A 19,808-nucleotide genomic window follows, 5' to 3' on the forward strand; every position below is an offset into this window, starting at 1 on the left:
GGACGACCGTGACCTCTACCGCGGAACTCACCGCCGAATCGACCTCGCGCTACGCGCAGGTGCGGCCCGATCTGCGGCTGCACTACCACGAGGCGGGCGTCGGGAACGGGCCGACGATCGTCCTGCTGCACGGCGGCGGGCCTGGCGCGTCCTCGTGGTCGAACTTCGCGCGCAACATCCCGGTGCTGGCCGAGCACTTCCACGTGATCGCGGTCGACCAGCCGGGCTACGGCCGCTCGGACAAGCCCACCGAGCATCCGCAGTACTTCGTGCACAGCGCGTCGGCGCTGAAGGACCTGCTCGACCACCTGGAGATCACGTCGCGAGTGCACCTGCTGGGTAACTCGCTCGGCGGCGGCGCCGCGGTCCGGTTCGCACTGGACTACCCGGACCGGGCCGGAAAGCTGATCCTGATGGGGCCGGGCGGGCTGAGCACCAACCTGTTCGCGCCCGACCCCACCGAGGGCGTCAAGCTGCTCTCGAAGTTCAATTTCGAGCCGACCAGGCAAAACCTGGAGGCGTTCCTGCGCATCATGGTCTTCGACCAGTCGCTCATCACCGAGGAGCTGATCGAGGAGCGATTCGCCTCGGCGAGCACGCCCGAGGCGCTGGCCGCGACCAGGGCGATGGGCAAGTCGTTCGCCGGCGCGGACTTCGAGAAGGGCATGCTCTGGCGCGACGCCTACCAACTGCGTCAGCCCGTGCTGCTGATCTGGGGCCGGGAGGACCGGGTCAACCCGCTCGACGGCGCGCTGCTGGCGACCAAGGTGATCCCGCGCGCGCAGCTGCACGTCTTCGGTGGCTGTGGGCACTGGGCACAGCTGGAGAAGTTCCACGAATTCAACCGGCTCGCGATCGATTTCCTCGCGGGCGTCAAGGAGAAGTGATGGGCATCCGCTCACTGGGATATCTGCGTATCGAGGCGACCGACATGGCCGCCTGGCGGGAGTACGGCCTGAAGGTCCTCGGCATGGTCGAGGGCAAGGGCACCGACCCCGAAGCGCTGTACTTGCGCATGGACGAGTTCCCGGCCCGGCTGGTGATCGTCCCCGGCGAGAAGGACCGGCTACAGGTCTCGGGCTGGGAGACCGCGAATGCCGAGGAGTTGCAGGACGTCCGCAACCGACTCGACGCGGCGGGCGTGCCCTACAAGGAGGGCACGGCCACCGAACTGGCCGATCGCCGGGCGTACGAGTTGATCAAGTTCGACGATCCGTCCGGCAACACGCTCGAGGCTTTCCACGGCGCGGCACTGGAGCATCGCCGGGTCGTCAGTCCATACGGGCACCGGTTCGTCACCGAGGAGCAGGGGCTCGGGCACGTGGTGCTCAGCACCAAGGACGACAAAGCGGCGCTGGAGTTCTACCGCGACGTACTGGGCTTCCGGCTGCGCGACTCGATGCGGCTGCCACCGCAGATGGTCGGTCGCCCGGCCGACGGCGAGCCCGCCTGGCTGCGCTTCTTCGGCTGCAATCCGCGTCACCACTCGCTGGCGTTCCTGCCCATGCCGACGCCGAGCGGCATTGTGCATCTGATGCTCGAGGTGGAGAACGCCGACGACGTCGGCCTGACCTTGGACCGCGCGCTGCGCAAGAAGGTCAAGATGTCGGCGACGCTCGGACGGCATGTCAACGACAAGATGCTCTCCTTCTACATGAAGACGCCTGGCGGATTCGACGTCGAATTCGGCTGTGAGGGCTTGGAAGTGGACGACCACGACTGGATCGCGCGAGAATCGACCGCGGTGAGCCTGTGGGGCCACGACTTCACCGTGGGGCAACGGCAGCAGTGACCGAGAGGGCGAGCGAAGCGATGACCGCGGACGGATCCGAGATCGATCCACGGCAGTTCCGGAATGTGCTGGGGCAGTTCTGCACCGGCATCACCGTGATCACCACCTTCGACGACGACGGAGTGCCGATCGGCTTCGCGTGCCAGTCTTTCGCCGCCCTCTCCCTCGAACCGCCGCTGGTGCTGTTCTGCCCCACCAAGGCGTCCCGGTCCTGGGCGGCGATCGAGAAATCCGGGCACTTCTGCGTGAACGTCCTCGCCGAACAGCAGCGCGAACTGTGCGCCCGCTTCGGCTCCCGCGAGCCCGACAAGTTCGCCGGCGCGGCGTGGCACACCTCCGACCTGCAACTCCCGGTCCTGGACGAAGCGCTGGCCACCATCGAGTGCAAGGTGGACAACGTCATCGACGGCGGCGACCACTACATCGTGATCGGCCGGGTCCAAGTCCTGTCCGAGACGACCACCACCGGCCGCCCCCTGTTGTTCTACCGGGGCCAGTACACCGCCATCGAACCGGAGAAGACCACCCCGGCCCCGTGGCGCGCCGACCTGGAGCATTTCCTTACGACGACCACGCTGGATACCTGGTTGTAGGGGCGCGAGCCGAGGGGGTAACGCCGTAGCTCCCCGCGCTACAGCGGGCTACAATGACGTTATGAAGGTGATCACTCAGCGCGAGTTCCGCAACCACTCAGCGGCGGTTATGGATGCGGTCGAGGCCGGGGAGACCTTCCGCGTAACCCGAAATGGGGTCGAGGTCGCCGAAGTGCGGCCGGTCAGCCGAAAGCGCCGCCTGACGACGGAAGAACTCGTTGAACGGCATCGCAAACTACCGCGTGTCGACTTCGCCCGCATGCGGCAAGAGGCCGACGAATTCTTCGGAACGGAAGATCGAGTCGGCGACGACGATGCGTGGGGATCGCGTTCATGACCCAGCGGCATGCGTCGGGCGTATTGGACACCTGCGCCTACATCGACCTGGGCACGCTGGATCCCGCTTCTTTGCCGGAGTCGTGTGAGATAACGGCGATCACGTCAGCCGAATTGCACCAAGGCGTCGCCATGGCGAAAGACACTGTCACTCGAGCCGCGCGATCCGAGCAACTCGGTGCCGCCATCGTCGATTTTGATCCGCTGCCCTTCGACGAGGACGCCGCGACACGCTACGGCACCCTAATAGCACTCGCCCTGGCAGCGCAACGCGACCCGCGGCCTCGCCGGATGGATTTGCTCATCGCGGCAATCGCGTCAGCACGTGGACTACCGCTCTACACCCGCAACAGCGCGGATTTCCGCGGGCTGGAAAGCATGCTCGAGATCGTCGCGGTATAGCGCATAAAGCGCTCGACCTCGATCAGCCGCCCTTGCTCCACGAGTGGTGTATGAGCGCGGCGAAACTCACGTTCACCGCTCTCGCTGGTCAGTACTTGTAGAAACCCTCGCCGGTGGCGATGCCGAGCTTGCCCTTGTCGATGTAGTTCTGCTTCAACCACCGGGCCAGCCGTTGGGAGTCCTCGTCCTCGTTGTTGACGAGGATGTTGTACGGCGTGGTCAGTCCGATGATGTCGAGGATGCGGAACGGACCGGCCGGCGCGCCGGTGCCGATCTGCCAGGTCTTGTCCACCGCTTCGGGATCGGCGTAGCCGCCCTCCGCCAGGCTCATGCCCGCGTTGAGCAACGGCACCAGCAGCGAGTTCAGGACGTAACCGGCCTTCTCCTTGTGGATTTCGATCGGCACCATGCCGATCTCCGAGGCGAAGTCGACCACGGCCCGGTACACCGCCGGGTCGGTGTCGGCGGTGCCCATGATCTCGGCGGTGTTGAAGTGCCACACCTGATTCGCGAAATGCAGCGCGAGGAACCGGTCCGGGCGGCCGGTGAAGTCTTTCATGGCGCTGGGCAGCAGGGTGGAGGAGTTGGTGGCGAAGATGGTGCGCTCCGGTGCGACCTGGCCGAGCTTCTCGTAGGTCTGCTGCTTGATGGTCAGCACCTCGGGAATGGCCTCGATGACCAGGTCCGCGTCCTGCACCGCTCGAGCCAGATCGGAACTGAGCGTGATGCCCGCCGCCGTCTGCTCCGCCTTGCCGTCCTCGCCGCCGGGTACCTGCTCGCGGTAGACCGCCGCGAGCTTGTCGAACCGCTCCCTGGCCGCGGCCAGCGCTTCGTCATCGATGTCGTATGCCGTCACCTCGAAACCGCGAAAGGCGGTGTGATAGGCGATTTGGGAACCGAGCACCCCGGTGCCCAGAACGGTCACCTTGCGAATGTCGTTGGTCATTCGTTCTCCTCTCGACGGTTGCGAAGCAGACCGCGACGATCCGAGTGGCCTCGCGATCATCGCCGCCACGGGTTCAACGTACCGGGGCAGCGATCCCACACCCGACCTCCTGCGCGAGTGGCACATGAGCGCGGCGAAACCCGAGATACCCACAACGGCGACCGTCGACCTCGTCCGCGCCGCCCGCCACGTCGATGCCGGGCGAGGGAGTTCTCGCCCTCGCCGGGCCGTATGCGCCGGAGATCCCGGCTTCGGTGGCTGCCGCACTCACACCCGTGGGTGGGGACGCGCTGGCCGCGCCGGGTGAACGTGCGCCCCGGCGCTGGACCCAGCGAACCCAGGCGCGGCCGCCGCGACAAAGGAGAATAATGAGGTCGAGCGAGTCGTCCGGGCGTTCTGGAGGTTCTGCCACGCCCAGCTCGACGCCGTGGTGTACGAAGCGCCGCAGATCGCGGCCCGCGGGAACCACGCTGGAAGCGAGGAGCGATGATCACAGCCGAGACGATCGGACGGATACGCCGGATGGACGGTGACGGCATTCCCGTCGTATCGATGTACGCGCACGTTCCGGTGGATCCGGGCGAGCGCTCGGGGCTGCTGAGCCGGGTGAACAGCATGGCGGACGGGGTCAACCCGGTGGTGAAGGGCAAGTCGTCGGACCATGCGGCCAGGCTGTCGGTCCGCGACGACCTGGACCGGATGCGCGAAACCGTCCAGTCGGACAACTGGCAGCCGGGCGCGGTCGCGATGTTCGCCTGCGGCGGCAAGAACATGTTCGAGGCGGTGCAACTTCCGCACGCCGTTCACGACCGAGTCGTAGTGGACGCGGTGGCCTGGACCCGGCCGCTGCTGGCCGTGCTCGAGGAATACGCCCGCTGCTGCGTGGCGGTGGTGGACCGGGCGACCGCGGCGGTGTGGGAGCTGTTCGCCGATGAGATCGAGGAGGCGCGCCAGATCCGGGATCCCGCGCTGCGCGATCCCAACTACGCGGCGAACCGGCTCGAGAACAAGGTGCACCACAAGGCGGACGAGCTGCTCAAGAAGCATTACCGGCATACGGCGGCCAAGGTGGCGGAGATGTTCGCCGAGGACGATTACGACCTGCTCGCGGTGGGTGGCCATCGCGACGAGATACCGCGCTTCGTGGACACCCTGCCGCGCGAACTCCGGGAGCGCGTCGCGGGCACGTTCACCATCGACACCGGCTCGGTGACGGTCGGTGAGGTGAAACAGGATGCGACCGAGATCGTGACGCATTACGAGCGGGACGTCGATGTCCGCCGGGTGGGCGAGGTGCTGGAGCGAATCGCCACCGGCAACCCGGCCGTCGTGGACGTCGCGGACTGCCTGCGGTCCGCTACCGCCAAGGCGGTGGACACCCTGCTCATCCAGGACGGCGCGATGGTCAACGGGATGGTCTGCGACAGCTGCGGTTGGCTGGGCCTGTCCGGCGACGAGTGCCCGGTGTCCGGCGACCGGCTTCGGCCGACCGAGGACATCCTGGACGAACTCGCCCAGAGCGTGATCGACGAGAGCGGCTCCGTCCGGCACATCAAGGCCGACACCGAACTGAAGGAACACCTGGCCGGGGCACTACTCCGCTTCCCCCTCCCGCCGTTGCCGTAGACGCGGGGTTGTGCACAACCGCGCCTGGTGGGCGCCACCGGCGGCCTCGGCTGTGCCTTGCTGGCTCGCGGCCGGCACGGCGGACCTGAGCGCCATAAAGATGGGGCCGCGAACGGTGGTTTCGTTCGCGGCCCGCTGCGTTCGCCCGGTCAGGCGGAGACGGTCGACTTCTCCCGTTGCAGTTCCAGCGCGATGTCGATGAGCTGGTCTTCCTGGCCGCCGACCAGCTTGCGCTTGCCCGCGCGCACGAGCATCTCGGCGGCCGAGACGCCGTAGCGCTCGGCTTGGCGTTCGGCGTGCTTGAGGAAGCTGGAGTAGACGCCCGCGTAGCCCATCATCAGGGCTTGGCGATCGAGCAGGCATTCCTGCGGCATCGCCGGGCGGACGACGTCTTCGGCGGCGTCGGCGATGGCGAAGAAATCGATGCCCGTCTTCACCCCGAGCTTGTCGCACACGCCGACCAGCGCCTCGACCGGGGTGTTTCCCGCGCCCGCGCCGAAACGCCGTGCGCTGCCGTCGATCTGCTTTGCGCCCGCGCGGATGGCGTAGATCGAGTTGGCCACGGCCAAGTCGAGGTTCTCGTGCCCGTGGAAGCCGACCTGCGCGTCGTCGCCGAGTTCGGCCACCAGCGCCGCGACGCGGTCGGAAACCTGCTCGAGCACCAGCGCACCGGCCGAGTCGACGATGTAGACGCACTGGCAGCCCGCGTCGGCCATGATGCGCGCCTGCTTGGCCAGCACCTCCGGCGGCTGGGTGTGCGACATCATCAGGAACCCGACCGTCTCCAGTCCGAGTTCCCGCGCCAGGCCGAAGTGCTGGATCGAGACGTCGGCCTCGGTGCAGTGCGTGGCGATCCGGCAGATGGACGCGCCGTTGTCCTGGGCGATCTTGATGTCTTCCTTCACCCCGACGCCGGGCAGCATCAGCACGGCGATCTTCGCCCGCTTCGCCGTCTGGGCCGCGATGGTGACCAGTTCCTGCTCCGGCGTCTTGGAGAAGCCGTAGTTGAACGACGAACCGCCGAGGCCGTCGCCGTGGGTCACCTCGATCACCGGCACGCCCGCGCCGTCCAGCGCGGCCACGATGTCGCGGACCTCGGTGGCGGTGAACTGGTGGCGCTTGTGGTGGGATCCGTCGCGCAGCGAGGTGTCGGTGACGCGGATGTCGAGTTCTGCTGAGTAGGCCATGTCGAAAGCTCCTTACACCCGGGCCGTGACGATCTGCTCGGCGATGACCTCGCCGACCTGTGTAGCGGCGGCGGTCATGATGTCGAGGTTGCCCGCGTACGGGGGCAGGAAGTCGCCCGCGCCCTCCACCTCGACGAACACCGACACCTTGGCCATGCCGCCGGAGACCACCGAAGGCTCGTCGAACTGCGGCTCGTTGAGCAGTCGGTAGCCGGGCACGTACTGCTGGATGTCGGCGACCATCCGGTGGATCGAGTCGGCGATCGCGTCGGTGTCGGCATCGTCGGGGATGGCGCAGAAGATGGTGTCGCGCATGATCATCGGCGGCTCGGCCGGATTGAGGATGATGATGGCCTTGCCGCGCTGCGCCCCGCCGATGGTCTCGACGCCGCGACTGGTGGTCTTGGTGAACTCGTCGATGTTCGCACGGGTGCCGGGGCCCGCGGAGACCGACGACACCGACGCGACGATCTCCGCGTACGGCACCGGGACGACCCGCGACACCGCGGCGACGATCGGGATCGTCGCCTGGCCGCCGCAGGTGATCATGTTGACGTTCGGCGCGTCGATATTCGCGCCCAGGTTCACCGGCGGCACGACGGCGGGGCCGACGGCGGCGGGGGTGAGGTCGACGGCGCGGATGCCCGCTTCGGCGTAGCGCGGGGCGGCGGCGCGGTGCACGTACGCCGAGGTCGCCTCGAAGATCAGGTCGGGCAGTTCGGATTGCCCGAGCAGCCAGTCCACGCCTTCGTGCGAGGTTTCCAGCCCGAGCCCGCGCGCCCGCTTCAGCCCCTCGCTGTCCGGGTCGATCCCGATCATCCAACGCGGCTGGATCTTCTGCGAGCGCAGCAGTTTGTAGAGCAGATCGGTGCTGATGTTGCCGGACCCGACGATCGCGGCGGTGACGGTCCCGTTGGACACGACAGCCTCCCTAGGTGAATTGCAAACGGACAGAGCCGAGTCCGGCGAACTCGGCGTGGAAGTCATCGCCCGGACGGGCGTCGATGGCGCGGGTGCACGAGCCGGGCAGCACGATGTCACCGGCCTTCAACCGGACGCCGAAGCCCGCGACCTTGCGCGCCAGCCAGGCCACCGCGATCACCGGATCGCCCAGCACGGCGTCGCTGCGGCCCTCGGCGACCACCTCGCCGCTGCGGGTGAGCACCGCGTCGATGGCCTTGATGTCGATGTCCTTAGGCGCGACACGCTGCGCGCCGAGCACGAAGCCCGCCGAAGACGCGTTGTCGGAGATGGTGTCGGCCAGGCCTATGTTCCAGTCCTTGATCCGCGAGTCGATCAACTCGATCGCGGGTGCGTAGGCGACCGTGGCGGCGAGCACGTCCTCTTCGGTGCACTCCGCGCCGGGCAGGTCGGCGCCGAGCACGAACCCGACCTCCACCTCGACCCTGGGGAAGAGGTACCGGCCCGCTTCGACCGGAACGTCCTCGTACACTTCCATTTCCGCGAGCAGATGCCCGTAGTCGGGCTCGTCCACGCCCATCATCTGCTGCATGGCCTTCGAGGACAGGCCCACCTTGTGCCCGACCACGCGCGCGCCCGCGTCGAGCCTGCGGCGGATGTTGATCAGCTGGATCTCGTAGGCGTCGACCACGTCGATGTCGGGGTGACGGGCGATCAGCGGATCGATCGCCACCCGGTCGCGCTCGGCGCGCTCGAGTTCGTCGGCCAGTTCGGTTCGTACCGCGTCGGACAGCACGCTAATTTCCTTCCACTGTTACGTTTTCCAGCGCCGAGACCTGCTCGCTCGCGGCGGACCGCCCCGCCCTGCGGCCGGAGAAGACGCAGTCGGCCAGCGACAACCCGCTGACGTAGGACTTGGAGCAGACGCCGACCGCGGTGCGCCCGGCCGCGAAGAGCCCGGGGATGTCGGCGCCCTCGGCCGTCTTGACCGCGCCGGTGCGCTCGTCCACGACGACGCCGCCGAGGGTGAGCATGGGGCACGGGTTGGCCAGGCTCGGTTTGATGCCCACATCCAACAACCAGAATGGGCCGGTGCGGACCGGTTCGGTGAACTCGGCGGGTTTCCCGACCGGATCGGGGGCGCCGGTCTCGATCGCGGTGTTGTGCGCGTCGACCGTCGCGCGCAGCCCGGCCGGGTCGATGCCCGCCTTCGCCGCGGCTTCCTCCAGCGTCGCGCCGCGAATCGCGGTGCGCCGCATGGCCTCGAACTGCCCGCGCTGGAACCAGGCTCCTTGCTTGCCGATCTGCCCGATCGCGGCGCGCATCAGCGGGTTGTCGGCCAGCAGCCACCCCTTGCCGCCGTGCTCGGTGATCAGCTTGTTGCCGACCGCGGCGCCGTAGCGCGTCTCGTCGATCACCCGCCTGCCATCGGCGTCCACCAGCAGCGCCGCGGTGAACGCGCTGGGCGGGAGCAGGAATCGCCACGCGGAGACGTTGTCCATGTGATCCACGGCCGCGCCGACCTGCTCGGCCATCAGGATGCCGCTGCCGTCGTCGGCGGTGGTGCCGAGGGCGAGACCGCCGTGGAAGGCGGGCGCGTGCTGTCGCACCAACTCGCGATTGGCGATGAAACCGCCCGCGCTGAGCACCACTGCGCGCCGGGCGAGCACCCGGATCGTGCTGCCGTACCGGCGTTCCAGCCGGTCCAGCCGCTGTTCCAGCGCCCGTCGCAGCGGCGGGTAGTAGATGCCGGGCTTGGCCGCGACGTTCGCCATGCGGGTGTAGCGGTCGCGGACCCGGCCAGGCGCGTCGCGCAGGGTGTGGCACTCGACGCCGATCACCTCGCCCGCGCCGTCGGTGATCAATCCGGTCACCCGGGTGAGGGTCTCCACGCGCACGCCCGCCCTGGACGCGGCGGCGGCGAGCGGGCCGGTGAGCTTCTTTCCCGAAGTGCCCCTTCCCTTCACCCGATGTCCGCGCTGGGCGGCCGGGATGTCGCGGAACGCGCCGGAGATCTCGCTGCCGGAGTAGTACAGGTAGTAGTGGTCGTTGGGGTAGGAAGTCTTGTACGGGCACAGCGAGGCTTCGAACGGAACGCCGTGCGCCTTCAGCCACTCGATCAGTTCCGGGCTCTCGTCGACGAACCGGCGCAACGTCTCTGGGGCGACCGCGTCGCCGACCTCCCGCTCGAGGTAGGCGTACATGGCCTCCGGGGTGTCCTCCACCCCGGCCTCCCGTTGCACGGAGGTGCCGCCGCCCGCGTAGATGATGCCGCCCGACAGCGCCGACGTCCCGCCTCCGGCGAAGCGTTCGAGCACGAGCACCTGCGCGCCCGCCTCGGTCGCTTCCAGCGCGGCCGCCGCCCCCGCGGCGCCGTATCCGACCACGACAACGTCGGTGGCCAGGTCCCATTCGAGGCCCATGTTCTTAACTCCGGTCTGAAACTGAAACAAGTTTCCTCGACAAACGGAACGTCGAGCAAGTCTTCTGCCACACAACATAGACCAATGGCGCGTCCATTCTATAACGTGTTCTACATGACTGATCGGGAATACGACGTGGTGGTGGTCGGCAGCGGCGCCGCCGGCATGACCGCCGCCCTCACCGCGGCCCACAACGGCCTGAGCGTGGTGGTCATCGAGAAGGCCGCGCACTACGGCGGGTCGACCGCGCGCTCCGGCGGCGGCGTGTGGATCCCGGGCAACAAGGCGCTGCGCGCGTCCGGTCGGCCCGACGACCGCGAGGACGCACGGACCTACCTGCACAGCATCATCGGCGACGTCGTCCCCTCCGAACGGGTCGACACCTTCATCGATCGCGGGGCCGAAGCGCTGGACTTCGTGCTCGATCACTCGCCCCTGAAGATGACGTGGGTGCCCGGCTACTCCGACTACCATCCCGAAGCGCCGGGCGGGCGGCCCGAGGGGCGCTCGTGCGAGCCCAAGCCGTTCGACACGAAGATCCTCGGCGACGAGCGGTTCAACCTGGAGCCGCCGTACGCGAAGGCTCCGCTGAACGTGGTGGTCATGCAGGCCGACTTCGTCCAGCTCAATCTGATTCGGCGGCATCCGAAGGGCATGCTCCGGGCGATGCGCGTCGGCGCGCGCACCTACTGGGCCAAGTTCACCCGCAAACACATCGTCGGCATGGGGCAGGCCATCATCGCGGGCATGCGCAAGGGGCTCATGGACGCGAACGTGCCGCTGTTGCTGAACACCCCGATGACCGACCTCGTGGTGACGAACGGCGTCGTCACCGGCGTCAGCGCGCTGCACGACGGCGAGCAGGTCACCTTCACCGCCCGCTACGGCGTCGTCCTCGGCAGCGGCGGTTTCGAGCACAACGCGGAAATGCGCACCAAATACCAGCGCCAGCCCATCACCACCGAGTGGACCACCGGCGCGGCCGCCAATACCGGCGACGGCATCCAAGCGGGCATGGCGGCGGGCGCGGCCATCGGTTTCATGGAGGACGCCTGGTGGGGGCCGACCATCTTCAAGGGCGGCAAACCGTGGTTCGCGCTGGCCGAACGGAACCTGCCCGGCAGCATCATGGTGAACGCCGACGGCAAGCGATTCGGAAATGAGTCCGCTCCTTACGTCGAGGCAGTGCACACCATGTACGGCGGCGAGTACGGGCAGGGCGAGGGGCCGGGCGAGAACATCCCCGCGTGGCTGGTGTTCGACCAGCGCTACCGGAACCGCTACATCTTCGCCGGGCTACAGCCCGGTCAGCGTTTTCCGTCCCGGTGGATGGAAAACGACTTCATCGTCAAGGCCGACAGCATCGAGGAATTGGCAGGCAAGATCGACGTGCCCGCCGACGAGTTGGCCGCGACCGTCACCCGCTTCAACGGCTTCGCCGAGACCGGGAAGGACGAGGACTTCGGCCGCGGCGACAGCCATTACGACCGGTATTACGGCGATCCGACCGTGCGGCCCAACCCGTGCCTGGCCGCGCTGGTGGAGGGCCCGTACTACGCCGCCAAGATCGTGCCGGGCGATCTGGGCACCAAGGGCGGGCTGGTGGCCGACACCGCCGGACGGGTGCTGCGCGAGGACGGCAGCGTCATCGAGGGGTTGTACGCCTCCGGCAACTGCTCCACACCGGTGATGGGCCACACCTATGCCGGGCCCGGCGCCACCATCGGCCCCGCGATCGCCTTCGGCTACCTCGCGGTGCTGGACATCGTCGAGCGCAAGAAGGAGCAGCCCGCAGTCGCCGCGGCAGAGGCCTGACGAAGGAAAGCCCGCCGCTACCGCGAAAGGAGCGCCCTCGGCTACAACTGGGCGCCGACCACGAGAACGAGATGCGGGGCGCGGCCGAGCACGAGCCGTACCGCGACTCGCCCATCCCACCGACCGGACGGCGCACTGGCGAGCCGCGGTCGCGCTGAGCAGGATCGAACCGAAGGCGCAGCTATTTCCGGCGCGGCCGCGGGCGCGGCGCGGTAGATCCGGATCGATCCACATTCATGCACAAGGAGAACTGATGCCCATCGACCCGAAGATCGCGCTCGGCGCGGAGCTCCCGAGCCGGGAGTTCGCCTGGACCCCGTCGGACGTGCAGCTCTATCAACTGGGCCTCGGCGCGGGCACGCGCTGGACCGAGCCTGCCGAGTTGCGCTATCTCGACGATCGGGAACCCCAGGTGCTGCCGACCTTCGCCACCGTCGCGGCCACCGTGCACGAGACCGAGCCGCCCAGGGTGAGCTTCCCCGGCGTGGAGATCGATCTGGCGAAGGTGGTGCACGGTCATCAGGAGGTCGAGGTGCACCGGCCGATCCCGGCCGCGGGCAAGGCGACCAAGGTCAGCCGGATCGCCGAGATCTGGGACAAGGGCTCGGCCGCGGTCATCGTGCAGGAGCACACCGTCACCGGCTCCGACGGAGCGCCGCTGTGGACCGAGCGCTCTTCGATCTTCGCCAAAGGCGAGGGCGGCTTCGGCGGCGAGCGCGGACCGAGCACCAAGAGCGAACTGCCCGATCGCGCCCCGGATTTCGACGTCACCACGCCGACGCTGCCGCAGCAGGCGCTGCTCTACCGGATGTCCGGCGACCGCAACCCGCTGCACTCCGACCCCGAATTCGCCCGCGCCGCCGGGTTTCCCGCGCCCATCCTGCACGGGTTGTGCACCTACGGCATCGTGTGCAAGACCGCGACCGATATCGTGCTCGACTCCGACGCGAGCCGCGTCATCGGTTTCCGCGCCCGGTTCGCCGGGGTGCTCTACCCGGGCGAGACGATCCGCACCCGAATCTGGCGCCAAGACGACGAGCTCACCATCGCCGCCACCGTGGTCGAACGCGACGAGGCAGCGGTCCTCGGCGACGTCGAGCTGCGATTCCGGCCCGCCTGAGACCTCCACGCGTGGGGGCACCTCACTTTGTCGGCGAAGTCGAACTCATGAGGAGTTCTGCAGACAGCGTGAGACTCCTCGGTGGGTCCTTCGGGTGGCGGGTCGGTCGGCGTCCCGGCCTGCGGGCGCGCTCGCGGGCTGCGGTGTGTCGGCGCGTCAGACTGCACCCGACGCCGGAAGTTCGCGATCGCCGCGCCCGCGCCGGGCCGCGGCGCCCTGGATCACCAGCGCGTACAACAGCAGCACGAGCACCGGCGCGGCCAGCGGCGCCCATGCCAGGCGCAGCGGGACGAGGGCGGCGACGACCGCGACCGCCGCGAAGCCGACCGCCCCGGTCACCGACGGGATCGTGGTGGGCACCACTCCGTGCGGCGCGGTCACGGTCGCGGCGTTGAGCAGATAGGTCGTGGCCACCAATCCCGTCGCCGCGGAGGCGAGCACACCCGCGTCGGCGATGGCCAGCACGGCGAGCGCGAGGAGCACCGCGCAGACCGCCAGCGGCCGCAGCCACCAGCCCAGCGCGACGAAGACCAGGGCGGGAATGCCGATCCACGGCTCCAGCAGCGCCACCGACGCCACCAGCAGCACCCCGGAGAGAACGGCGAGGAATCTGGTCATCGGCGCACCCGTACGGTCCTGCGGTGCTCCGGCAGCACCCGCATGATCTGGTCCAGGCGCGCGTCTTCCGGCCACGCGACGATGTCGACGCCGACGGTGCCCATGTCCCGGTACATCGCCGCGCGCTCGAGCTGCCACATCTTGGCCAGGATCGGGTCGAGGTCCTCCCGGAACGGCGTGCCGCGCAGGACGTCCACCACGACCACCACGTGCCCGCGCTTGCGGAGATCGATCAGCGCGAGCGCGAACTGGGTGTCCAGCAGGGTGGAGAAGGCCACCACGATCGCGCCGAGCGGCACGGCGGAGTGCGGCGCGAGGGTGCCGGTGGTCGGGATGTGCTCGTCGCCCACGTCGAGCACGGTGTCCACGATGCGGTAGAACTGGCGCCGCCCGATGTCCGGCCGCAGCCAGCGCGGCGCCTGTCCCAAGCAGACCACCGCGGTCCGGTCGCCCGCCTGCAAGGTCGACTGCACCACCTGCGCCGCGCCGCGCACCGACAGCTCCAGCGAATCGGTGGCCGGTCCCGGTGCTTGCTGCGAAGTGTCCACCAGCACAACGACGTCCGCCGAACGATTGGTCAGCCGCTCGGTGACGTACAGCCGCCCGCGCCGCGCGCTCACCGGCCAGTTCACGATGCGCAACTGGTCGCCGGGGGCGTAGGCGCGGATGTCCGCGTACTCGACGCCGGGACCGTGCCTGCGGGTCAGGTGGGTGCCGAGCCGCTCGGGAAGTTCGGTGCGCGGCAGCCGCATTCGCTGCGGATCGGTGATCGGGTACACGAACAGCTGCCCCGCGGGCAGCACCGCGGTGGCGACGGCGAGCCCGGCGGGGCTCAGCGCCGAGACCCGCACCGACATCGGGTAGCGTCCCCACCTGGCCGCCGAGAGCGCGAGCCGCAACCCGGCGGGCGCGATTCCGGAATCGCTGGCCTCCTCGACCTGGACCTCCAGGCCGGCCGAACTCTCCGGCTTCAGGCGCAGCAGCGCGTGCCCTTTCTCCACGAAGGCGGCGACGGTCAGGGTCACTTCCTCGGTCTCGAAACAGCGCAGCGTGCCGCCGCCGTCGACCTGGATCCTGGTCGAGGACTGCTGCCATGGCGCGGTGGCCAGCACGCCGAGCAGCGGCGCGGCGAACACGAGCAGTTGCCACCGGCCGAGGACCACCGCGAGCACCAGGGCCGCGGCGGCGCACCCCGCGAGCATGAAGACCAGCGGTGCGGGTCGCCACCGCAATTCGGCGTCGACCGCGGAGCTGGCGTCGCGGTGCCTCATGTCACGGTGGCGCGCGGTACCGGCAGACGGCGCAGCAGTTCGGTGATCACGTCCTCGCCGCGGATGCGGCGCACCCACATCTCCGGCCGCAGCGTGATCCGGTGCGCCATGGCCGGGACCGCCAGCGCCTTGACGTCTTCGGGAATGACGTAGTCGCGGCCGAGCAGCAGAGCCCGCGCACGGGACATCTGCACCAGGTCCAGTTCCGCGCGAGGGCTGGCGCCGACCTCGACCTGAGGGTGCCCTCGGGTCGCCGACGCCAGCGCGACGACATAGCTCACCACGTCGGGGTGCACGGTCACGTACTCGACGGATTGCCGCATCTCCAGCAAACCGTTGGCGTCGACGACCTGGTTGACCTGCTGCACCTGCGCCCCGCGCTCCAGCCTGCGGCGGATCATCTGCGTCTCGTCGTGCTCGGACAGGTAGCCCAGCCGCAGCTGGATGGCGAAGCGGTCGAGCTGCGCTTCCGGCAGCGGGTAGGTGCCCTCGTACTCGATCGGGTTGTCGGTGGCCAGCACGATGAACGGTTGCGGCAGCAGGAACGTCTCGCCGTCGATGCTGACCTGTCCCTCCGCCATCGCCTCCAGCAGCGCGGCCTGTGTCTTCGGCGGTGTGCGGTTCACCTCGTCGGCCAGCAGCACGTTGGTGAACACCGGCCCGCGACGGAAGGTGAACCGGCCCGAGGACATGTCGTAGATCGTCGAACCGAGCAGATCCGCGGGCAGCAGGTCCGGGGTGAACTGCACCCGGGTGAACTGCAACCCGAGCGCGGCCGCGAAGGATCTCGCGATGAGCGTCTTGCCGAGGCCGGGTAAGTCCTCGATCAGCACATGCCCACCGGACAGCACCGCGATCATGATCAACTGCAACTCGTCCTGCTTGCCGACCACGACCCGGGACAACTCCCGGAGCACGGCCTCGCTGCGCTGGATGGTCACGTCCATCGGCATGGTCATGTGTGTACCCGCACTTGCCTCAACCCATTTCACATTCTCTGCAGGCGGCTCAGGATCTCGTCCAGCGCCGCACGTCCCGGTGCCCTGCCGGCTTGATCACGAAGGGCCGAATTGGCCGGGTCCACCCAGCGCCACAGTTCCGGCCCGAACTGGTGGACACCCGCCGCCTCGACCGCTCTGCGGTTCTTCGCCACCCGCTGGCCGCTGGACAGCTCGAACTCCTTGGCCAGCAGAGGACGCAGGTGCCGGTCCCAATCGGCACGACTGCCGTCCGCCCGGTCGGCGAGCATCTCCGCCCTGGCGTGCCAGCGCTGCAGCATCTCGGCCGGGCCGTTCTCCATGTCGTCGAACTCGTCGGCGTCGCCGGCCTCGGCGCGCTCGAGCAGCGACCAGATCAGCCAGCCCAGCGCCACCGCGACCGGGATGCCCGCGACGATCAGCAGCAGCCCGCGGGCGCGCTCGACGGCGACCAGCTCGGTCACCGCGATGACGATCACCCCGGTGATCACCACCCCCATCCGATTCACGCGATGTCCTTTCTCACCCGGCCGGTCACGCGGGGTCCCCTTGCAGATCGGCGAGCACGATGCGCAGCAGCTGCTCGGCTCGCATGCGCTGCCATTCGAGCATGGCGTGCGGGCTGAACCTGGCCTCCTCGAACAGGGCGACCAGTTCGCGGGCGGACGCGTCGTGCAGCGCGCCGCGTTCGAACGCGCGGGCCAGCACTTCCATCGGGGTGTCCGAGGCGAGCGGAGCGGCGGCGCGGTCGGAGGCGAGGCCGCGCTCCATCGCGACGTAGCAGGCGATGATCGCGGTGCGCGGGTCCTGGCCCGGGGCGTTCATCGCGGCCAAGCCCATCTCGGCCGCGCGGGCCAGCGAGTCGGTCACGGTGGGGGTCGGCGCGACCACGGGCGCCTGCGCCGGGACGGGCTTGCGCCGGGACGACACCGCGACCGCGACCAAACCGCTCATCGCCACCGTCACCAGGCCCGCGGCCGCGATTCCGGCCAGCACCAGCGCCGTTCCGGTCAACTCCGCCGACCTGGGCTCGCGTTCGGCGGGCGGCGGGGTCCCCTGCTCCGGCGCGGCGCCCGTAGTGGTTGCGGGGGTCGCCGGGCGCGCGGGTTCGCTCGGCCTGCCCGCGCCGATGAAGTAGATCGCCGTCACGGCCGCGAACAGCACGCCGAGCAGCGCGAGTGCGCCGAGCACTGCCAGGCCCACGCGCCCCAGCCGCCACTGCTTGCGCTCGTCCGCGCGTTCGGGCTCCGGCATGGCCAGCGGCAACCGGTGCTGGCTCGCGATGACGCCCGCCAGCAGGATGACGATGGACACGGTCAGCAACACGGGCATCAGAGCGACCGACAACGCGGAGGGGACCTGCCTGCGCGACTCGCTCGCCGTGATTCCTGGGATGTATCCGTGCAAGGCGATGGCGGCAAAAGCCAGCAGCGTGATCAGCACGATCACGCGCGATATCGGCGCTCGCGCCCTGGCCACTGCGTTACCACCAAATCTGAGTACTCCACAAAACAGCCACATAGTTACATGCCGGGCGGTCCGCTCGGGATGGAATGGAATACTTCGGCGTCCCTCCTCCTAAACCGCAACTGTGCGGGGAGGCGGCGGGTCGGCCATCGCGACGGTGACTACCGGGCGATTTCGGCCGAGGATTGGGACAATGCACAAAGCCGACTCGTCAAACGTGAGATATCCGGCACTTCCCGCACCTCCCGCACCAGCTCGCCGAGCGCGGAAGACGCGACGACGGTGAGTGCGCGATCGGCGTCATAAAGCACGTCGACGACGTTCACGAAACGCATCGCCCAGTCGGGCGGAACTGCACGCAACGGTGGTACATCCCGGATTTCCCAGCGCGGAAAACGTTGGGCCAGCGCAACATAATCCGTCGCCGAAGTTGGGGTCCCACACAATGCGGCGAAGTCGATGACGAGTGCGCCTCCGTCCGTCGCAATCGCCCGCAAACTTCGAGCACCGAGGGATATCTCGACGATCGATTCGATTTCCTGTTGTGCCGCATCATTATTGCGGGAGGACGAAGCCGGCGGCGCATCCACGCTCATGCGCCGCCGGGGCGCCACGACGTATCGCCCCGCCGTGAATCCGCAACCGGCGCTTCGGGATTCGATGGTGCGATAGTCGATCGCGCCGTCGACGGCGACCACGTCCATGTTGGCGAGAATTCGCTCGATCGTCGGCACGAACCGGTCGTGGAACAACGGATTCGGCAGCAGCTCGGCGGGCGGATAGTTCGACGTCACCACCAGCGCGATACGGCGGGCGAACAGCGCGTCGAGCAGCCGGGCGATCAGCATCGCGTCGCCGATGTCGTGCACGTGGAATTCGTCGAAGCAGACCAGCAGGGCGTCGCCGAGCAGCGCGTCCACCGCGGCATCGATCGAGCCGGACACGTGTGCCGCGGCGTGCAGGCTCGCGAAGAACTGGTGAAAGTGGTAGCGCCGCTTGCGTTCCGATGCCACCTCGGCAAAGAACCGGTCCATGAGCATGGTCTTGCCGCGCCCGGGCCTGCCGTGGAGGTAGACGCCACGGCGCCGTCGGCTCGGCCTGCCGCGCCGATCGACCAACTCGCGCAACCGCGCCGCCGCCCGCGCCTGCTCGGCATCCCACCGTAGTTCCACGGCACCTCCAAAGTCCTCTACATTTGTAGAGGACGAGGTCGCGCGGCGGCCAGGAAGGGTGATCATGTCCACAGGCGACCGGCGTGCGCTCCTCGTCGACACGGCCATCGAAGTGATCGCGGCACGCGGCCTGCGCGCGCTCACCCACCGCGCGCTGGACACGGCGCTGGGCCTGCCCGCCGGTTCGGCTTCCTACTACTTCCGCACCAAGCGCGCCCTCATCGAGGCCATCGTGGAGCGGATCACCACCCGCTCCCGCGACGACTTCGCCGCTGCCGCGTTGACGCCCACCGCCGACCGGCAACCGGTCGCGGAAGCCATCGCGGCCTGGCTGGACCGGCTACTCGCGCAACGGCGCGCTCACCTGATCGCACGGCACGCTCTGCTGATCGATCTGCTGGACGATCCCGACCTGCATCCCCGGCTGGTGCACAGCCTGTTCTCCATCGACCGCGCCCGCGACCTGTTCCGCGCCATGGGCGCGCCCGATCCGGATACCAGGGCCGAGGATTTCGTCGCCGTCATCGAGGGAGTAGTCTTCGACCGCTTCGCGGGCAATCGCACCGCCCTGCGCCCGGACACACCGGAGAGCGTCCGGCAGCTCGCCCGCGTTCTCGCCGCGCACTTGCGTGTGTGATCAGCTCGGCCAGCCCCGCTGGCTGTAGGTCACGCCGGTGAGGTAACCGTGGATACCGGCGGCAGGATACGGAATGAGGGTTTCCGGAAGGTTCGCGAGCGGGAACCACCGCAGCTCGTAGGACTTGTCCGGCTCGCGGTTGACCGGCTCGCCCGACCAGCGGCGCGTCTGGAAGAACAACCCGACCCGGGCTTCCCGTTCGGAATCGACGACATGCGCGGAATGGACGTGCCGCAGATCCGCCGGGTCGATCACCACGCCGACCTCCTCGTGCGCTTCGCGGACCACCGCGGCGAGCACCGACTCCCCCACCTCGAGCTTTCCGGCGGGCAGGTGCCACAACCCGTCGAATTCGTCCGCGCTGCGCCGCCTGCTCAGCAACAATTCCGCGCCGCGCAGCAGCAACACATGCACATCCACCAAATGCCTGGCCACCACTTGCCCCAAGCTACGCGCCACCCCCGCACCGGCGACTGTTCGCACACCCGTCAGCACTCCGGACCCA

21 protein-coding genes are annotated in these 19,808 nt (G+C 68.7%); 9 read left to right on the forward strand and 12 right to left on the reverse strand.

Translation table 11 applies throughout. The annotated features are described in order from the left end of the window. Positions 1–8 precede the first annotated feature (8 nt). The 5 genes from hsaD to ACWEH3_RS08475 all read left to right on the forward strand — a co-directional run bounded on the left by hsaD (position 9) and on the right by ACWEH3_RS08475 (position 3,123). Positions 9–887, forward strand: coding sequence for a 4,5:9,10-diseco-3-hydroxy-5,9,17-trioxoandrosta-1(10),2-diene-4-oate hydrolase (gene hsaD, locus ACWEH3_RS08455; protein WP_450019836.1), 879 nt, complete (start codon positions 9–11; stop codon positions 885–887). Then, complete coding sequence (gene hsaC, locus ACWEH3_RS08460) at positions 887–1,792, forward strand: iron-dependent extradiol dioxygenase HsaC (protein WP_450019834.1); 906 nt, start codon at positions 887–889, stop codon at positions 1,790–1,792. The genes hsaD and hsaC overlap by 1 nt, the downstream gene beginning before the upstream one ends. A gap of 20 nt (positions 1,793–1,812) precedes the next feature. Continuing rightward, positions 1,813–2,385 carry a 3-hydroxy-9,10-secoandrosta-1,3,5(10)-triene-9,17-dione monooxygenase reductase subunit gene (hsaB, locus tag ACWEH3_RS08465; RefSeq protein WP_450019832.1) on the forward strand — a complete coding sequence of 191 codons (573 nt, stop codon included), beginning with the start codon at positions 1,813–1,815 and terminating at the stop codon, positions 2,383–2,385. 61 nt (positions 2,386–2,446) lie between these two features. Further along, on the forward strand, positions 2,447–2,722 hold the full coding sequence (locus ACWEH3_RS08470; protein ID WP_281877072.1) for a type II toxin-antitoxin system Phd/YefM family antitoxin: 276 nt from the start codon (positions 2,447–2,449) through the stop codon (positions 2,720–2,722). Then, positions 2,719–3,123, forward strand: coding sequence for a type II toxin-antitoxin system VapC family toxin (locus tag ACWEH3_RS08475; RefSeq protein WP_450019829.1), 405 nt, complete (start codon positions 2,719–2,721; stop codon positions 3,121–3,123). Before ACWEH3_RS08470 ends, ACWEH3_RS08475 begins: the two co-directional genes overlap by 4 nt. Positions 3,124–3,211: 88 nt before the next feature. Here the strand turns inward: ACWEH3_RS08475 and ACWEH3_RS08480 are convergent, their stop codons facing one another. Then, positions 3,212–4,069 carry a 3-hydroxyacyl-CoA dehydrogenase gene (locus ACWEH3_RS08480; protein ID WP_450019827.1) on the reverse strand — a complete coding sequence of 286 codons (858 nt, stop codon included), beginning with the start codon at positions 4,067–4,069 and terminating at the stop codon, positions 3,212–3,214. 486 nt (positions 4,070–4,555) lie between these two features. Between ACWEH3_RS08480 and ACWEH3_RS08485 the strand changes: the two genes are divergently transcribed. After that, entirely contained in the window at positions 4,556–5,695 is a 1,140-nt protein-coding gene (locus tag ACWEH3_RS08485; RefSeq protein WP_450019825.1) for a baeRF10 domain-containing protein, read from the forward strand. A gap of 149 nt (positions 5,696–5,844) precedes the next feature. Here the strand turns inward: ACWEH3_RS08485 and dmpG are convergent, their stop codons facing one another. Genes dmpG through ACWEH3_RS08505 form a run of 4 tightly spaced genes read right to left on the reverse strand, consistent with a single transcriptional unit; the run spans position 5,845 to position 10,226 of the window. Next, entirely contained in the window at positions 5,845–6,882 is a 1,038-nt protein-coding gene (gene dmpG / locus ACWEH3_RS08490; protein WP_450019823.1) for a 4-hydroxy-2-oxovalerate aldolase, read from the reverse strand. Between the two features lie 12 nt (positions 6,883–6,894). Beyond that, positions 6,895–7,803 (reverse strand): acetaldehyde dehydrogenase (acetylating), encoded by a 909-nt coding sequence (locus ACWEH3_RS08495; protein ID WP_063022250.1) that lies wholly within the window; start codon positions 7,801–7,803, stop codon positions 6,895–6,897. Positions 7,804–7,813: 10 nt separating this feature from the next. Next, positions 7,814–8,599 carry a 2-keto-4-pentenoate hydratase gene (locus tag ACWEH3_RS08500; RefSeq protein ID WP_450019821.1) on the reverse strand — a complete coding sequence of 262 codons (786 nt, stop codon included), beginning with the start codon at positions 8,597–8,599 and terminating at the stop codon, positions 7,814–7,816. Position 8,600: 1 nt separating this feature from the next. Continuing rightward, positions 8,601–10,226, reverse strand: a complete 1,626-nt coding sequence (locus ACWEH3_RS08505) for an FAD-binding protein (protein WP_450019819.1) — start codon at positions 10,224–10,226, stop codon at positions 8,601–8,603. A 105-nt stretch (positions 10,227–10,331) separates the two neighbouring features. Between ACWEH3_RS08505 and kstD the strand changes: the two genes are divergently transcribed. Both kstD and ACWEH3_RS08515 read left to right on the forward strand, forming a co-directional pair. Continuing rightward, positions 10,332–12,041, forward strand: coding sequence for a 3-oxosteroid 1-dehydrogenase (gene kstD / locus ACWEH3_RS08510; RefSeq protein ID WP_450019817.1), 1,710 nt, complete (start codon positions 10,332–10,334; stop codon positions 12,039–12,041). A 253-nt stretch (positions 12,042–12,294) separates the two neighbouring features. Continuing rightward, positions 12,295–13,161, forward strand: coding sequence for a MaoC/PaaZ C-terminal domain-containing protein (locus ACWEH3_RS08515; RefSeq protein WP_450019815.1), 867 nt, complete (start codon positions 12,295–12,297; stop codon positions 13,159–13,161). A gap of 156 nt (positions 13,162–13,317) precedes the next feature. Here ACWEH3_RS08515 and ACWEH3_RS08520 read toward each other — a convergent pair whose 3' ends face one another. The 6 genes from ACWEH3_RS08520 to zapE form a co-directional block, all read right to left on the reverse strand. Next, positions 13,318–13,779: a hypothetical protein gene (locus ACWEH3_RS08520; RefSeq protein ID WP_450019813.1), complete on the reverse strand. Its 462-nt coding sequence runs from the start codon at positions 13,777–13,779 to the stop codon at positions 13,318–13,320. Beyond that, positions 13,776–15,050 (reverse strand): DUF58 domain-containing protein, encoded by a 1,275-nt coding sequence (locus ACWEH3_RS08525; protein ID WP_450019811.1) that lies wholly within the window; start codon positions 15,048–15,050, stop codon positions 13,776–13,778. Before ACWEH3_RS08525 ends, ACWEH3_RS08520 begins: the two co-directional genes overlap by 4 nt. After that, positions 15,047–16,009: an AAA family ATPase gene (locus ACWEH3_RS08530; RefSeq protein WP_450019809.1), complete on the reverse strand. Its 963-nt coding sequence runs from the start codon at positions 16,007–16,009 to the stop codon at positions 15,047–15,049. Before ACWEH3_RS08530 ends, ACWEH3_RS08525 begins: the two co-directional genes overlap by 4 nt. Before the next feature lie 29 nt (positions 16,010–16,038). Next, positions 16,039–16,527: a hypothetical protein gene (locus tag ACWEH3_RS08535; RefSeq protein WP_450019901.1), complete on the reverse strand. Its 489-nt coding sequence runs from the start codon at positions 16,525–16,527 to the stop codon at positions 16,039–16,041. A gap of 34 nt (positions 16,528–16,561) precedes the next feature. Then, positions 16,562–17,476, reverse strand: coding sequence for a DUF4129 domain-containing protein (locus ACWEH3_RS08540; protein ID WP_450019807.1), 915 nt, complete (start codon positions 17,474–17,476; stop codon positions 16,562–16,564). 179 nt (positions 17,477–17,655) lie between these two features. Then, positions 17,656–18,732 carry a cell division protein ZapE gene (zapE, locus tag ACWEH3_RS08545; protein ID WP_450019805.1) on the reverse strand — a complete coding sequence of 359 codons (1,077 nt, stop codon included), beginning with the start codon at positions 18,730–18,732 and terminating at the stop codon, positions 17,656–17,658. On the opposite strand from zapE, the gene ACWEH3_RS08550 reads away from it, so the two are divergent. Then, a complete protein-coding gene (locus ACWEH3_RS08550; RefSeq protein ID WP_450019803.1) occupies positions 18,731–19,303 on the forward strand; it encodes a TetR/AcrR family transcriptional regulator in 573 nt (190 codons plus the stop codon). The two genes, zapE and ACWEH3_RS08550, sit on opposite strands and share 2 nt — an antisense overlap. On the opposite strand, the gene ACWEH3_RS08555 is transcribed toward ACWEH3_RS08550, so the two are convergent. Then, a complete protein-coding gene (locus tag ACWEH3_RS08555; RefSeq protein ID WP_450019801.1) occupies positions 19,304–19,762 on the reverse strand; it encodes an NUDIX hydrolase in 459 nt (152 codons plus the stop codon). Positions 19,763–19,808: the final 46 nt, after the last annotated feature.

Source organism: Nocardia sp. NPDC004718 (genome assembly GCF_053601535.1).

Bases quoted from the DNA above. Each gene is read 5' to 3' on its own strand.
- hsaC (WP_450019834.1), top strand. From the start codon at position 887: ATGGGCATCCGCTCACTGGGATATCTGCGTATCGAGGCGACCGACATG.
- hsaB (WP_450019832.1), top strand. From the start codon at position 1,813: ATGACCGCGGACGGATCCGAGATCGATCCACGGCAGTTCCGGAATGTG.
- ACWEH3_RS08470 (WP_281877072.1), top strand. From the start codon at position 2,447: ATGAAGGTGATCACTCAGCGCGAGTTCCGCAACCACTCAGCGGCGGTT.
- ACWEH3_RS08475 (WP_450019829.1), top strand. From the start codon at position 2,719: ATGACCCAGCGGCATGCGTCGGGCGTATTGGACACCTGCGCCTACATC.
- ACWEH3_RS08480 (WP_450019827.1), bottom strand. From the start codon at position 4,069: ATGACCAACGACATTCGCAAGGTGACCGTTCTGGGCACCGGGGTGCTC.
- ACWEH3_RS08485 (WP_450019825.1), top strand. From the start codon at position 4,556: ATGATCACAGCCGAGACGATCGGACGGATACGCCGGATGGACGGTGAC.
- dmpG (WP_450019823.1), bottom strand. From the start codon at position 6,882: ATGGCCTACTCAGCAGAACTCGACATCCGCGTCACCGACACCTCGCTG.
- ACWEH3_RS08505 (WP_450019819.1), bottom strand. From the start codon at position 10,226: ATGGGCCTCGAATGGGACCTGGCCACCGACGTTGTCGTGGTCGGATAC.
- ACWEH3_RS08515 (WP_450019815.1), top strand. From the start codon at position 12,295: ATGCCCATCGACCCGAAGATCGCGCTCGGCGCGGAGCTCCCGAGCCGG.
- ACWEH3_RS08520 (WP_450019813.1), bottom strand. From the start codon at position 13,779: ATGACCAGATTCCTCGCCGTTCTCTCCGGGGTGCTGCTGGTGGCGTCG.
- ACWEH3_RS08525 (WP_450019811.1), bottom strand. From the start codon at position 15,050: ATGAGGCACCGCGACGCCAGCTCCGCGGTCGACGCCGAATTGCGGTGG.
- ACWEH3_RS08530 (WP_450019809.1), bottom strand. From the start codon at position 16,009: ATGACCATGCCGATGGACGTGACCATCCAGCGCAGCGAGGCCGTGCTC.
- ACWEH3_RS08535 (WP_450019901.1), bottom strand. From the start codon at position 16,527: ATGGGGGTGGTGATCACCGGGGTGATCGTCATCGCGGTGACCGAGCTG.
- ACWEH3_RS08550 (WP_450019803.1), top strand. From the start codon at position 18,731: ATGTCCACAGGCGACCGGCGTGCGCTCCTCGTCGACACGGCCATCGAA.
- zapE (WP_450019805.1), bottom strand. From the start codon at position 18,732: ATGATCACCCTTCCTGGCCGCCGCGCGACCTCGTCCTCTACAAATGTA.